This window comes from Seonamhaeicola sp. NFXS20 (genome assembly GCF_049132085.1).
Taxonomy (GTDB): Bacteria; Bacteroidota; Bacteroidia; order Flavobacteriales; family Flavobacteriaceae; genus Seonamhaeicola.
In genome coordinates this window covers 93272-108000 of the sequence record NZ_JAFMPU010000012.1, presented here as the reverse complement: position 1 = coordinate 108000, position 14729 = coordinate 93272, and the positions used below count along the sequence as shown (strand labels likewise).

14 protein-coding genes are annotated in these 14729 nt (G+C 38.7%); all 14 read left to right on the top strand.

The genetic code is table 11. The features are described 5' to 3' along the window. The first annotated feature begins 172 nt into the window (after positions 1 to 172). Positions 173 to 385 (top strand): hypothetical protein, encoded by a 213-nt coding sequence (locus J1D01_RS14955; protein ID WP_421151401.1) that lies wholly within the window; start codon positions 173 to 175, stop codon positions 383 to 385. Positions 386 to 410: 25 nt separating this feature from the next. Further along, complete coding sequence (locus tag J1D01_RS14950; RefSeq protein ID WP_421151400.1) at positions 411 to 971, top strand: hypothetical protein; 561 nt, start codon at positions 411 to 413, stop codon at positions 969 to 971. A gap of 51 nt (positions 972 to 1022) precedes the next feature. Next, a complete protein-coding gene (locus J1D01_RS14945; RefSeq protein WP_421151399.1) occupies positions 1023 to 2714 on the top strand; it encodes a hypothetical protein in 1692 nt (563 codons plus the stop codon). Positions 2715 to 2783: 69 nt separating this feature from the next. Then, entirely contained in the window at positions 2784 to 3170 is a 387-nt protein-coding gene (locus J1D01_RS14940) for a hypothetical protein (protein ID WP_421151398.1), read from the top strand. A 36-nt stretch (positions 3171 to 3206) separates the two neighbouring features. Then, the gene (locus tag J1D01_RS14935; protein ID WP_421151397.1) at positions 3207 to 4412 is read left to right on the top strand and encodes a hypothetical protein; all 1206 of its coding nucleotides are present in this window, start codon (positions 3207 to 3209) and stop codon (positions 4410 to 4412) included. A gap of 12 nt (positions 4413 to 4424) precedes the next feature. Continuing rightward, positions 4425 to 5489, top strand: coding sequence for a trypsin-like peptidase domain-containing protein (locus J1D01_RS14930; protein WP_421151396.1), 1065 nt, complete (start codon positions 4425 to 4427; stop codon positions 5487 to 5489). Between the two features lie 24 nt (positions 5490 to 5513). Then, on the top strand, positions 5514 to 6653 hold the full coding sequence (locus J1D01_RS14925; RefSeq protein ID WP_421151395.1) for a hypothetical protein: 1140 nt from the start codon (positions 5514 to 5516) through the stop codon (positions 6651 to 6653). A 22-nt stretch (positions 6654 to 6675) separates the two neighbouring features. After that, a complete protein-coding gene (locus J1D01_RS14920; RefSeq protein WP_421151394.1) occupies positions 6676 to 7293 on the top strand; it encodes a hypothetical protein in 618 nt (205 codons plus the stop codon). After that, entirely contained in the window at positions 7290 to 8462 is a 1173-nt protein-coding gene (locus tag J1D01_RS14915; RefSeq protein WP_421151393.1) for a hypothetical protein, read from the top strand. Before J1D01_RS14920 ends, J1D01_RS14915 begins: the two co-directional genes overlap by 4 nt. A 391-nt stretch (positions 8463 to 8853) precedes the next feature. Then, a complete protein-coding gene (locus J1D01_RS14910; RefSeq protein ID WP_421151392.1) occupies positions 8854 to 10731 on the top strand; it encodes a hypothetical protein in 1878 nt (625 codons plus the stop codon). Between the two features lie 2 nt (positions 10732 to 10733). Then, on the top strand, positions 10734 to 11456 hold the full coding sequence (locus J1D01_RS14905) for a hypothetical protein (RefSeq protein ID WP_421151391.1): 723 nt from the start codon (positions 10734 to 10736) through the stop codon (positions 11454 to 11456). 18 nt (positions 11457 to 11474) lie between these two features. Further along, positions 11475 to 12035, top strand: coding sequence for a LemA family protein (locus J1D01_RS14900; protein ID WP_421151390.1), 561 nt, complete (start codon positions 11475 to 11477; stop codon positions 12033 to 12035). A 3-nt stretch (positions 12036 to 12038) separates the two neighbouring features. Further along, positions 12039 to 12845: a DUF1266 domain-containing protein gene (locus J1D01_RS14895; RefSeq protein ID WP_421151389.1), complete on the top strand. Its 807-nt coding sequence runs from the start codon at positions 12039 to 12041 to the stop codon at positions 12843 to 12845. A 10-nt stretch (positions 12846 to 12855) separates the two neighbouring features. Next, complete coding sequence (locus tag J1D01_RS14890; protein WP_421151388.1) at positions 12856 to 13923, top strand: DUF3137 domain-containing protein; 1068 nt, start codon at positions 12856 to 12858, stop codon at positions 13921 to 13923. The last annotated feature ends 806 nt before the right edge of the window (positions 13924 to 14729 follow it).

The following is a 14729-nucleotide window of genomic DNA, read 5'->3' as shown; positions in this document are numbered from 1 at the left end:
TTCCTTACTTCGCACGAATAATGATTCCTAGCTCACGAAAATAGATTGGCTATTTCATAGGAAATGTCATTGCCCCATCTTTACCCTGACCAAACCATTTCTTACTTAAGTCCACTTCGAAAATCACACTTTTCCAATGGTGCTTATCAAGAAATATTAATATCAAATATTAATGGAAAACATCAAATCCAAACTAGGCCAAGGAGGCCTTGTACTTGCAACTATGGGCCTAATTTCAGCCCTTTTGTCAATTTTTAATTACAACATCAGATTACTTGCTTGGATAGATGGCTGGGGCAGTACCATGGGATGGGTGCTCAGGGCAGTATTGATTCTAGCAGGTGGCGCGCTGTTTTTCCTATTTGGAAGAGCAGAAGAGGAATAATCAATCAATTTAAAGAATCATATCAATGAAAACACAGCTAGTAATTTTAATGATAGCGATAACGCTGATTTCCTGTGGAGGAGACACGACAAAACTACCTGCCAACGCCGATGGCTTTGCGGGTATTGAGAAAGAACTGAAAAGTGAATTTGGGGATAGTGCTTACTATACCGAATTGACCATCATATACAATGAATCGATCGGTAATAGCATTTCGACCACGGTAACCGATGCCCCTGAATCTTTAAAAATGGGGCAATGGACCTACTCGTTGGGCAATTGGAACCAAACTTCTGAAGTAACCTTAGAAATACCAGAGGGTACCAAGGCGGCAGATTTTATGTTTCAATTGGGTGAAAAGATCAGTCTTGTGAAATTAGGAGAACTCGTTGAAAAATCGAGTGAGCAATTAAAGGCCGAGAAAGACATAGAGAACCCCCAACTTAAAATGGCCTTTGTCAAATACCCAAAGAACGGTGATGTGAGTGATGCCCAATACATCGTAAAACTGCAGCCTGAAAACGGGGGGACTTCTTTTACTTTTTCATACAAAATAGACGGTTCATTAATTGAAATGGACTACTAAAATACCGAACCTATTCCTTGCATTAAATTAATTTATTTAACCCAAACAATCATGAACAATAAACTTAAAACTATTTACTTAACTGTAAGTCTACTTTTTCTATGTGTTGCCTGCAACAATGATGATGATGGAGCCGTAACCGTAACACTGTCGGATTTAGAGGTAACCCTAGATGAAAATCCCCAAGAGGGTGATCCCGTGGGCATCGTACAAACCGATGTTTCCACCACAAATTTTAATATCGTCTCACAAGCACCTGCGGGAGCTTTGAATATTGACGGTTCTACTGGAGAACTTACTGTAGCCAATGCGGCCTTATTCGATTTTGAGACGCATCCTACGATTACGGCAACCGTTACCGCGGACAATGCTGAAAATTCGACAAGTATTACCATAAACTTGAATAATGTGAATGAGGTATCCGGTCAGAATTTAGAGGTGACCATAGATGAAAATCCTGCCGAAGGACAAGTTATCGGTAGTCTACAGACCATTGGCAATGCTTCGGGCTTTGCCATTACGTCCCAGACACCGAGCGGCGCTATGGGTATTGATTTCAATTCGGGCGAACTTACCGTATTGGATGCTGCGCTATTCGATTTTGAAACCAATCCTGTATTGACAGCGACCGTTTCTATTGAAGATGCAGATAATCCGGTAACCGTAACCGTGAATCTTGAGAATGTAATTGAAGTAACGGCTCAAGACCTTACGGTCTCCATTGATGAAAATCCAACGGACGGACAGGTTTTAGGAACGGTACAGGCCAACAGCAATAGTACTTTAGCGTTTTCATTTACCTCGCAATCACCCATGGGCGCCATGGCCATTGATGCCGCTACAGGAGAATTAACGGTAATTGACCCCAACCTATTCGATTTTGAGACCAACCCCGTGATTACAGCTGAGATTTCAGTGACAGATGGCGCAGAAACAGCTACGGCCATGGCCACCATCAATCTAAACGATGTAGACGAAGTATCTGCCACAAATACGGATTTGACCATTGATGAAAACCCTTCCAATGGCGATGTTGTGGGAACCATACAGGCCAGTGGCTCAAATGTAACCTATACCATTACATTCCAGAATCCGGCTGGTGCATTTACGATAGATCAAAATACAGGTGAATTGTCTGTAGCGGATGAAACCCTTTTCGATTTTGAAACCAATCCCAATATGTTGGCCACCATTTCGGTAAGCAATGGTACCGAAACGGTTTCCGCCAATGCGTTCGTAGAACTTAATGACTTGAACGAGATTGGGGAATTTAAGTATGGTGGTGTTATTTTTTGGATAGACCCTGCAAGTAACAATAGTGAAGGCTTGGTTTGTGCAATTTCAGGTCTAACCGTTAACGCCTGGGGTTGTTCAGGTATACTAACAGGGGCTTCTGGAAGCGGTATCGGAACAGGAGAAACCAATTCTGAGGCAATTATTGCTGCAGGTTGTATTCCATCTGCCGCATTATCTATTTCCAATTTGGATTGGAATGGTTATGATGATTGGTTTTTACCAAGTGTGGATGAATTCAATGAAATAGCGATAAACTACGACGATTACATTGCACCGACGATACTCGCCAATGGAGGAAGCGCCCTTTTTAGTACAGTATGGACTTCTACAGAAGTTAATGCAAATGATGCTTATATAGCTTTTTTAGGGGGTAGTGCTCCCATAGCCCTTCCTAAAAATAGTGCAAATTTCACCGTATTGCCAATCCGGTCTTTTACCGACTTTTAAAAAAAACTACCGCCACAGATGGTCAAAACCATCTGTGGTTTTTCATTTATAACCAAAATCATACAACCAATGGAGAACTTAATTCAAATAAAACAACCATACAATTCTTTAGACGAACTCTGTGAAGTCTTAAAAAAAGAATCCGGTTTTGAGTGTTCAAAAGAATATGATGTTTGGGAACATCGCACGGACACCAGCGGGCAAATGGCACAATGTATTGTACTTAAAAAAAGTGGCATGCATGCAGTAAAGTTATTTTTTGTGAATGAAAACACGGTGAAAGTAAACCATATCATTCCCAATAAACTAATGCACGCGTATTTCGGGAAAAGTGTAAAGGTTCGCAGAAGCATCTTAGAAGTGATTACTGGAGCCATAAAACAGGCCGTCTTGGTAAAATCGCAACAGCAAGCCTTTGAGGAATTGGAGGGTAAAATTAAAAGTTTAGCGGCCTAAAACAAATAACGTAATCCAATTAATTACATTACAATAATGGATAAAAACAACAAGTATTTTCCACCAATACATCCTAAAAAATCATCGACAAGGCAGGATGAAAAATGGGACGAGGCAGTAGCTCTTTTTAACAGTAAACAATATAACGAGGTAGTGCCTACCCTATTGGATTACGTTGGGAATCATCTTTCCGGCAAAAAAAAAGGTGATACCTACGAAATACCCCATGGGTCGGTAGTGGTATCCATTACCCAAACCGCTCATGAACTGTTGATCAAATGCCCTTTTTTGAATATCCAACATGCCAAAAAAGTACCCATGATGCGAAAGTTGGCGGAACTCAGAATGTATCCGCTCAATTTGACCAATATAGTCTTGGTTAATCATTTGGTGTATTTTTCTTTTTCATGTCCAATAAGTCTTTGTGAACCGTACAAAATCTATGGGGTGCTTCGGGAAATATGCTATTACGCAGATAGCTATGACGACGAGTTTATAGAAAAATTTGGTGCAGCCCACATACAAGAGCCAAAAACAACCCCTTTTCCAGAAAACAGCAAACAGGAAGCTTACGATAATTATCTAAAAATTTTGGCGGATGGCCTACAACGCTTTGACCGGTACATGGAAAAACGGCATGGAAACAATGCATGGTACATGTTGAACATCACCTTAAAAAAGATAGAGTTTCATGCAGAGCCCCAAGGGTATTTACGTACCCTATTGGAAAAGGCGATAGACGGACTTTTTGATGGTAGGCTACCATTTCATGACCGATTGCTGAATGGAAAATCGGCCTTGGAAAAATTGAAAGAACTCCCTAAGGAGCAATTCATTGCCGACCTCTATCAGACAGAAACCTTTATTCCCTATAAATACAGCGGAAAAAAGGAAAACATTAGAGAAAATTGGCAAGAAAATTATGAAGAAGTGCAGGAAATGATCGCCAATTCCAGATTCGAGGATGCTTCTAATCTTATACAGTCCTGCTTTTACAATATGTTCTTTTACAATTTGGTGAACGAAGAAATCAGCAAACCCATCACCGACGCCCTATCACAAGCCAGTGATTTGCCATGGAGCCAAGCGGCTCCCATCCTTTTAAAGGGTATGCAAGCCATCATGGAAGATACGTTTATGGATGCCGATTATGGCATGGACCTTTCAAAACTCATGGGCGAACAAATGAAGCAATCCATGGCGGCCATGCAAAAGATCATGGCAAACTTTAAAACAAATTAAGCACAAGGGATTATGAACAATATAGAAAATTCGATTTTTAAGATAAATACCGCAAACGGCACGGGCACAGGTTTTTACAACAAAGAAAATGATATTATCATCACAAACTACCACGTGGTGGCGGGTTGTCATACCGTTAGTTTGGAAGGGAAAGATAAAAACAGGTACTTGACCCAAGTGCTTTATGTAAATCCGGGAAAGGACATTGCGTTTTTGCGAGCTAACGACCTTCCAAAACCTATTGAAACGGTGGTAATTGAACATCGGACAGAATCAAAATCAAGAGACAAGGTGATTGTCTTGGGCTATCCTTACGGTATGCCATTAACAGTTACCGAAGGTATAGTTTCAAATCCACGCCAAAGTATAGGAGGTAATTATTATATTCAAACGGACGCAGCCATCAATCCTGGAAATAGCGGTGGGCCGGTAATCAATGAAAAAGGGGAGTTAATGGGGATTGTGACCTCAAAATTTTCCGATGCCGACAACATGGGTTTTGCCATTCCCATGGAAACCCTTCGGGAAGAATTAACGATAGTCAATGATATGTCGAATGCCTTTACCCTTGGTTGTTCCAACTGTGGGGGACTTATTGAAGAAAAGACCGATTACTGCCCCAATTGTGGCACACTTGTAGACGAAAAGTTATTCGAAGAAATGGAACTTTCCGATTTCAGTCTAAAGGTGGAGGAAGCCATATCCAAACTGGATATCAATCCCATTTTGGCAAGGTCGGGCAGGGAACGTTGGTATTTTCACCAAGGCAGTGCAGAGATACGCATATTCGTTTATGACAACAATTATCTATTCGCCACCTCTCCCCTAAACGACTTGCCCCGTAAAAATCTGGCCGAGATTTATGAGTACATCCTAACCGCGGATATGGGCCCACATCGATTGTCCATTTCCGATAATCAGATCTACTTATCGTATCGCATCCATATCAGCGATCTGTATTCCGACCATAAAAATGAAATACTGGAATGTCTGGTCCAGCTTGCCACCAAAGCAGATGAATTGGACAATATTTTCGTGACCGATTTTGGAGCGGAAATGACACATTATAGCAAATAGTGCTTCCTAAGTCTAAAATATCACATGAAACAGGTAAACTTGAAAGGATCAATGGTTCCACAATATAATATTTCACAGCATGGCACATTCTTAATAAAGTTTAGTGCTATGCTGTTCATTGCCCTATTATTTGTTTCATGTAAAGCATTAGTGCCAACTTCTGGAGAAAAAGTAGTTTTTAAGACATTGGATTCCGTAATGTATCCATTTCAAGAAATCACGAATGAGAATGTTTCCAAATCATTTTCTGATTTGCTTGAAGAAAAAGAAATCGTGCTTTTAGACGATTGGAGAAAGTCTACATTAATTTTAGCAAATTTTATTCAAGCGGAATGCGCGGGCTGCTCCAACCGAACAGCAGACCTAAAACCCCTTTATAAAGCAGAAAAAGGAAAGTTTATCCATTTTGGAATTCAAACCGAGATGGGTGTTGAAAATTGGGTTTTTAAGAAAAACGGACGATTTCTGACCCGTTTTTATATGTTTCAAGGCGAAACACAAGAAAAAATCAACGAAGAACTAAAAAACATTCGAAATATAGATTATGTGTTGGAAGGAGTTTATCCAATCGAAATCAATACTAAAAGTGTTTACCTAGAACATGTATCATATGCTCATGGTTTAGATGCCGACAATCAATGGTACAAGACCATATATCCAACAAAAATCAGCTATGCTATAGACTTAAAGAAAAAAAATCCCGTTTTAAGATTTATGTTCAAGGGTGGACTGTACTTGTATCAAACACCTAATAAAAATGGGCAAAATCAAATCATCAACTTTGTGGAGCCCTCTTTTTACGCCAATGCTGTAACTATTGATGAGCCTCAATACTATTCTTCCCTTACCGATGCCTATTATGCCAATGCCACATTTTTCTTGTTAGATTTGGAAGAGGAGGTTGAAGTGTCGATACATATTGAATCTAATGTGGAAGGAAAGAGCTTTGATTTTTCAATTTTTGAAAATAATGGCTTTTATACCATGGAAGAATACCTCAACAAAAAGGGAAAATTATTTGGACAGTACAAAGTAGTTTTGAAAAAAGGAGGATATTTGATACGGATTCTTCATGAAAATGCAGATTATGACGAAAAACCTTTGTGTAAAATTAAAATCGATAAAGAAAATATATATTTAACCAAAGCTACGAAATCATTTTGACCATTAAAAACAAACCAACGTTGTGTTCATACTAGTCATTGCCATTCTGATTATTACAGCAATTCTGCTGTTGATCCTTGCTTTTAGGTTTTTTAAGTGGACCTTAAAAAGCAAAAGACGAGTTCAGGCAGCTTTGGTCGTGTTGGTATTTGGTGCGACGGGACTGGTAATCCACCACTTCTTTTTTAAGGATATGCGGTTTATTCAGTCAAACGTATATCCCAATTTGTATTTGGTAAAATATCCGGATAAAGATTATTCCGTAGTACAGAAGACCATACAAGAAAAAATAAAGGCGCACCTAAAGACCGAGCATAAAACCGGAAAACCACTTTCGTATACCGGCGAAAATGGGATTTATTTTTATGAATACGGGGGAATGACCTTTGGTTTTATTGGGGAAGCTGGCACAGGCTATTTTATTGACCATGAAGAGGATTTTGGGGGCTTTGTAAGCGAAGAACTGGGTATGTACCGGGATTACCGCTTGGCAGAGTTTTATTATGACCCATGCCTAAATGATTCAACCTTATACTGTGGCGAAATCAATTATTTTAAAGAAGGTGAATTCTTCAAAGCCGACAGCCTAAAGAATATTTTTTCAAATGGTATTTATCCTAAAACAAAACGTGTAAAATGAAGTTTCAAGTTGTCATTATAGCACTCTTATTACTGTCTTGTGGCCAGGAGGACAAGCGTGTTGAAAAAGAGCAAAAAGCTAAAGATTCGGTGAATACCTTCTTTATGGAAGCTTCAGAAAAATTAAACGCGGACGAATGGGAAGCTCCAGCCGAGAAAAGTACCCAAGAGCCCAAGGACATCAGCATCCATAACCTATATATTGCTATGGCAGATAAGGATGAAGAAGAGTTTCTACGGCAGTTCCCTAAAGATTTTAAACAATTCCAAAGCTATTTTGGCTGGGATGCACCAAATAACGCTCCCCATGAACTTTACGAACACAGTGTACATTATATCGAATACTTGTTTTATCTGTTGCGAACCAACAAATACCCTAGTTATGAAAAAAATATTATCCGTATTTGTGAGAACGGACAATGGGAAGCAGATGGGGTCAACTACTTTCAACATCATGTGCTAAACTATGTAAGGGAACACAAAAAATATTACCTGATAAACGAGCTAAATAAGGAAAAGGCAAAATCGGTGCTATTCTTTCTCTTTGACGGGCCACATCCAAAATTTGATGCTGATTTTGCATCTCATTTAAATACTTCGAAAAAACAGATTTTAGAAGATTTATTTGAAACAGCGTTTTTTGATGACAATGAAAATCCGGACCCATTTCCAGATGACCAAACCAATAGCACCTACTCCTTATCGGATTACATGGAAAACGAGCACTTTTTTATCAGGGATATTGACATCAACAACGATGGTGTACTTGATAAAATAGTAAGTGCAGGGCCTTATCAAGGAGACGAACTATTGCTCTTTACAAATGAAGGGGAAGCATACCAATTCGCTTTAAAAACCACCAATTTCTCTGAAGATGGAGGCAATCAAATTGTTGATGTGGTCGCAGAACCCGATGGTTTTTTCATTAAAACTGCCTTTCCTGATGGCGGACTAAACGAGGCCTACCATCACATAGCCTTTAACAAGAATAGTTGGATACTGACCAATTCGGTCTACAGAACCCGAAGCAGCAATCAAAAAGATGCTTTTATCTATGTATGCGATGTAGCGCAAGGACTAAATATGGCCGGCACCCATTTTTTTGAGAAACTAAAGGGAATGCCCGATGAAGTTGAAAAAGACACTGTTTGCACGAAAGAAATGTTATAGATGCGAATTTTAAAATACATATTGGCCTATCTATTTTGGACGCTGTTGTCGTTGTTCATAGGCATTGGCTATATGCGTTTGGTCTTAGGAGCCAATACGGTAAGCGAAGAAGGATTGGGCTATTTGCTACATCTATTTTATGATATAGGAATGATTCAAGTTGGTCTGTGGGTTGGGAGCGCCATTGCATTATGCTTCGTGTTGTTAGATATTTTTTACCTACGAAAGAAACTAAAAAGCAACCCGAAAAGGACGGTTATCCGTTTGGCGGTATTGCTAATGATCACTGTACTCGTCGCCATAGTGCATTATTTACTCGAAAAAGTCATTGACGTAATATAGCATAAGAAACTAAAAACAGTGGATTTATATAAACCATAATCGGCATTAAATGAAAATTCAATATCACATAGCCTTACTAGTACTTACAATCTCCTGTGGCCAAGGCCCCAAAACGGATAAAAAACCGGAGATCGAAACCCAAGGCGCCGTTGAAGTCATTGAAACGGCTTTGGACACCTTACCGAAGAGCGTGCATTTAGATTTTGCCGAAGTAATTGCCAACAGCCAAACCAAAAAATTGCCACACATCGAAGACACAAATTTTGACAGTTTTATCGATGAAGACGATTATGATGAGGTAGATGCCAAAGCTTTGAAATTGAATCAAATCTATCCTGATTTTAATTCGGAAGGTCATAATTACAGAGCGATCACCATCTATAAGTTACCTATGAATACAAATTTTCACACCATTGTAACAACCATTCAACACGGGGATCATGAAATGGAGACGATTATAATCAATTATGATACGGTGGGGAACATCATAGATCACAAACAAGTAGCTTTCGATGAAATAGCCGAAGGTATGTCCAGGACAGTCTCCCGAATTAGCGAAAGCAAACTAACGATAAACAAAATATTTTGGGGCAACACCAAAGAAGTGGAAGAAATTGAATATGGAATTAGGAGTAATGGTACCATTGAAAAAATAGATGCCAAAAGATTGAACGATTCCTTTAATAATTTTGCACTGATCAATGGCGTTTTAACGGACCTGAATTTGGATTGGGTGCAAACAAAGACCGATTTGATCACTACTCTGGAACATCCAGACAATCCCAACGAAAGCATTGTGGTCATCCCAGAAGTCGTGGATGAAGGCGAACAGTATTTTGACCTCAACAGCCACATTGTTATTGCGGACAACCGTTCTGGAAAAATAATGAACAAGTACTTTGAAAGTCACCAGACCAACCAATGGATTTCTGATGCCATTGAGTTAAATGAAATTCAGATTGCCCCAAATTTATTTGAGATTACTGAAAACAAAGTGGCTTTCGGTTTGTACGTTTCCTACTTCGGACACTCAAGGGTTAATCCATACCAAAATAAAACACTGTCCCTTTTCATGAAATCAAAAGATAGTTTGATCAAGGTACTTGCCAATTATACTGTTGCCATGAATCGTGGAGAATGGGATGGGGATTGTGACGGAAGATTTAAAGATGAAGAAAAAGCGATGGTGATGAGCACTAAGAAGACCAATGACCATCTTGATATTCTGATAAACAACAAGACAACCGAAACCAAGATGTTTAAAGATAATGATGGGGAATGCCAAACAGAAAAATCATTTCAAGTTAAAAACAATGTCTTGAAATTCAATGGAAGTACGTATACCGAACATGATTCTGGGGCTATTTTATTTTCCGAGTACGATCCAGAAAAATTGGAGGGCATTCACATAGACAGGTTTGATGTAGATCACGCCTATAAGTTGGAGGCATTCAAAATAGCAGCAGGAAACTATAAACTAGAAGACGGACGAACCGTAGCCCCAGATACCGAAACGGATTGGGGAGATAGGCTTTTGATGTTGGATGCATCCAACAAAATAGTATACCGATCAAAAGGTATAGGTGACGCCTATCTATTTGAGCCCCATTTTTATAAAAGCAACGCATCGGACAAAGTCATTATTATTTGTCAAATGGCATTTGAATATCCATTTGGAGGTGAGGCTTTTATTCTTGAAAACGGAACCCTGAAGTCTATGGGAACTCTTGACATTGAACCCTATGATGAAAATTTGGATACTTATTTGACAGATGTTTTAGAGATAAATGAAATAGAAGGCAGCCTTGTTTTCGCCCTCAAATCTGAAGAAGTAATTCTTAAGCCTGGTTCAGAAGACACGCTTAAGACCAACAACAATGTCATTTACGTGTATCAAAACAATGAATTGACGTTGAAAACAAACTAGAAATGAATTTTAGGAACATCCCATTTTTGATAGCATTCTTTTTGGTTCAGGTGTTTTACGCCCAAAGTGAACCTATGTTGCCTGAGCTGCCCGCCAAGGGAAGGTCAATGCAAAATATAATCCCGACCCATTATAAAATTTTGTCAAAAGCTTCAGGAGACCTAAACAGAGACGGTTATAAAGACATCGTATTTGCGATCGAAAGTCCCATAGAGAAAAAATATATCTACAAGGACGGTTCTGATAGCGATACGCTACACATTAACCCGAGGGTATTGGGTATCTACTTTGGCAAACGCAATGGAAAATTGAAAAAAGTACTTCAATCCAACGCGTTTATCATCAACCGAAATACACCCACGATGGAAGAACCTTTTAAAGGGCTTCAAATTCTTCCAAATGGAGATTTGCAAATTGAGTTTTATATATGGCCATGTCGTGAATGTACCACATGGTCTTCCCACGAATACATTTTCAGGTTTCAAAATAGCGCTTTTGAATTGGTCGAATATAAGGAAAGTGCAGCCCAAAGGGTGTCGGGAGATGAAATGAATTATAGCATCGATTTTCAAAATAAAACACTGAAAATAATAACCGAAACCCGCAATGAGGACGATGAGCGAGAATATAAGGAGACCTTACAAAAATTTGAGTTAGATCACTTAAAAACAATCCAGTCTTTGGGCAAACCTTTTGAGTGGGAATTTCAACAGTTACGCATATAACCATTTAAAAAAAGTAATATGAAAATCATTATCGCCATTGCAATTCTAGCGCTTATCGGGCTTATTGGCATTATTGTCAACAACCGGATAATTGGTAAAAAAAATCAAATCAAACAAGCTTTTGGCAGCATTGAGATTTATCTTAAAAAAAGGTTTGATTTGATTCCGAACCTTATCGCCATGCTCAACAAATACCTGGCGCATGAGAAGGAAACCTTGCTAAAGATCACAGAACTACGCAGTACTGTTGAAAAAGCCTCTGGGGCGAACGAAAAAATAAAGGCCTCAAACGAGCTAACGCATATTATTGGCGGGTTGAACATCAACGTGGAAAATTACCCTGATTTAAAGGCCGACAAGCAATTCACGAACATCGAACATGAACTTTCTGATATTGAAGACCAGATATCCGCGGCACGACGTGCCTACAATGCGGCGGTCACCAGCTATAACAATACCATAGAAATGTTTCCCGCAAGTATTATCGCGGGTATTCGAAAAGACCAACCCGGTACGCTATTGGAAATTCCTAAATCGGAACAAAAAGAAATCAACGTTAATCAATTTTTAAATTCATAAATCATGCAAATGTTCGAAAACTTACCCTGGTACGGTTATGTGATACTGGCCATCGCTATTGCTTCTTATGCCATTCGTTATTTTAAAATTGGAAAGAAAGAATACGATGCCCCTGCCAAGACGAAGGCAAAATTTAGAAAGTCGCCAAACAGTGACCTCAATCAAGAACAATTATTTGGCTTAGCCTTGTATACGCCCATAGCCGAATGGTGGAAAGCCAACACCAACACCCTATCATTTCTCACTGCCAAAGATGTTAAACCCTATCTGGAAGGTTGGGGCATTGATACCGTGGAAGGGTATTGGGATTTGACCGAGTATTTTATGAAAGATGGTCGGCGATGGTACTTTGATTTTATCCAAGGAATGATTGAAAACGAACCTCAAGAAAAATGGGGCGAACTAATGGATCAAAAATTCGGCAGTAATGAGCGGGCCCATCGTTATTTGAAAACGTTAAGTTCTGGAGAAGCCCTAAACAGTTTAAAGCAAAAAGGCATCATCCTTTTTGATTCCGAATTAGAGCTTGGTGTGGCAGGTTATGATGCGACAGTATTGGTAGGACAGGCACGTAAAGCCTATACCGGCAATCTTATTTCTGAGGAAGAAGCCTGGAAGGTCATCAATTTTGCCAAAGCATTGGCCTTGCAACATTTTTCCTCTTGGGAAGATTTTGGAAAAAGCTTTGCCCTTGGTTTTGCCATAGATATGAGTGCCAATTCCAATACGTACAAAGAAGAAGTATTCCACCTTTACAAACAGGTTTTGGAAAGTCCAGACAGTCCGTGGAACACCATAAAATGGCCCTAATAGTAAGATAATGCAAGAACGCATAGTAACGGCCTATTCCGAAACCAGCAAAGTGTTGGATACACTTTATAAAAAAAAGAAGCGCACCCTTTTTTTGCAAAGAGTCATGTGGGGCATTACCGGTGTGTACCTCATATTTATGCTTGCATTGTTGGGCATACAATACATACCAATGCTCCAAAATACTTCTTTGGCTTTTTTGGATGTATTCAAGAACAGTCACACCGATCCCTACGCATCCCTCTATCCAATAATGGGGCTGATGGTCCTTTTGTATCCGACCACCATCTTTTTTACCAGGGCATTTCAAAAATTCAAAACCACGGAACAGAAAACCATTGCTAAAATAGTCAAAATGCTGTTTCCACAAGTTGAGTTTACCCAAGGTGTAATGGCTCCAACCAATGAAGTGGTAAAAAGCAAATTATTCCCTTGGATAAAGGAAGAAGCACCAGTTTATAGTTACGGACAGATTAGACGAAGAACCAATAATACAGAAATAAACATAACGGACTTGGGCATTGTGGAAAACAATATAGCCAACAAGTTTTGGGGTATATTAATGCGTATTCCCGTTCTAAATATGTTAGGCGTTATGTACCAGACCGTATTCAAGAATATGGTAACCAAAAAATTGGTAGATAACACCAACTATTCTTTTCGAGGTATGTTCTGTTGGTTGCGGTTTAAAAAGAAATTGAACGGCCATACGGTGGTATTGTCCAAAAACAAAATGACAAAATTGGACCGATTGGCCAGTTTTAATTTTAAGGAAGAACAGGAAATACATTTGGAAGATCCAAGGTTTACCAGCAAGTTTATGGTGTACGGTACCGACCAAGTGGAGGCCCGTTATGTTCTATCCGCTTCAATCATGGAAAAAATTGTTGCTTTAAAAGAAGAATTTGACCGACCCATATCGATGTCTTTTCAAAATAGACAAATGTATGTGGCCGTAAAAAATGAGAATGGGCTGTTTTCATTTCCATCAGGAAAGCTGGACAGTATGAAGCTAGTGGAAGAATTGGCCAATGACATTGAAACTGCCTTGGAGATTTCCGAAGAATTAAAGTTGTAGATTGTGTATTCATCTGATAATATGGGAATTTCTTGGTAAAACCGACGCTTTAAGATTAGCTCCAATAAGCTAATTATTATTAATGTTACTTTGCGAAACACCCCTAAGTTTCGCCACTGAATGTACTGTTTTGAATACAGTTTAAAGTTCGGTTAATCCGTTTTTTTTGATTTATAAAACATTGCGTAAAAAATATTCTTCAAGTCACACCGATGCATTTTAGTGTTTTAGATTGGCATATATATGTTTAATATTTTATAGTTAAATTTGACATCTGCGAAGCAAGATTACCAAAAGTTGTCCGTAATTTGGTTAGTAACAAAAACATAGGCAAGGAAAACCCAATAAACATATAAGGGTTGGTGAAAGAGGTTCGAATCCCTCAGTATCTCTTACTATGCTATATTATAAACATAAGCATGTGATTATATTAAAAACCTTATCTTTTAAGGAAGCCTAGAATATAGCAAAAACAACTTGATGCCATAAATTAATTTTAAAGAGTCAAATAAGATATCCTTAAATATAATTTGTATTTTTATTCGATTAAAGGCAAGCAAATATTGTTTTAAAGTGGATCTTATAGAATTTAGTGAACAATTCGTTGAACACCAAAAGATAATAGTACAAAAATACAGTAATTATAAGGGTTGGTGATGTTTTAATTAATCCTGCCACCCCGACTTTTAAGGGTTTTAAACAAAACCAAAAAACAATAAAAAATAGCCGAATACCTTATAAACAAAGGATTTGGCTATTTTTACAAAACAAACCCGCTTAAAACAAAAGTGAGTTTATAGGTGAGT

Coding starts and splice junctions, on each gene's coding strand:
- J1D01_RS14955 (WP_421151401.1), top strand. CDS start 173: ATGGAAAACATCAAATCCAAACTAGGCCAAGGAGGCCTTGTACTTGCA.
- J1D01_RS14950 (WP_421151400.1), top strand. CDS start 411: ATGAAAACACAGCTAGTAATTTTAATGATAGCGATAACGCTGATTTCC.
- J1D01_RS14945 (WP_421151399.1), top strand. CDS start 1,023: ATGAACAATAAACTTAAAACTATTTACTTAACTGTAAGTCTACTTTTT.
- J1D01_RS14940 (WP_421151398.1), top strand. CDS start 2,784: ATGGAGAACTTAATTCAAATAAAACAACCATACAATTCTTTAGACGAA.
- J1D01_RS14935 (WP_421151397.1), top strand. CDS start 3,207: ATGGATAAAAACAACAAGTATTTTCCACCAATACATCCTAAAAAATCA.
- J1D01_RS14930 (WP_421151396.1), top strand. CDS start 4,425: ATGAACAATATAGAAAATTCGATTTTTAAGATAAATACCGCAAACGGC.
- J1D01_RS14925 (WP_421151395.1), top strand. CDS start 5,514: ATGAAACAGGTAAACTTGAAAGGATCAATGGTTCCACAATATAATATT.
- J1D01_RS14915 (WP_421151393.1), top strand. CDS start 7,290: ATGAAGTTTCAAGTTGTCATTATAGCACTCTTATTACTGTCTTGTGGC.
- J1D01_RS14910 (WP_421151392.1), top strand. CDS start 8,854: ATGAAAATTCAATATCACATAGCCTTACTAGTACTTACAATCTCCTGT.
- J1D01_RS14905 (WP_421151391.1), top strand. CDS start 10,734: ATGAATTTTAGGAACATCCCATTTTTGATAGCATTCTTTTTGGTTCAG.
- J1D01_RS14900 (WP_421151390.1), top strand. CDS start 11,475: ATGAAAATCATTATCGCCATTGCAATTCTAGCGCTTATCGGGCTTATT.
- J1D01_RS14895 (WP_421151389.1), top strand. CDS start 12,039: ATGCAAATGTTCGAAAACTTACCCTGGTACGGTTATGTGATACTGGCC.
- J1D01_RS14890 (WP_421151388.1), top strand. CDS start 12,856: ATGCAAGAACGCATAGTAACGGCCTATTCCGAAACCAGCAAAGTGTTG.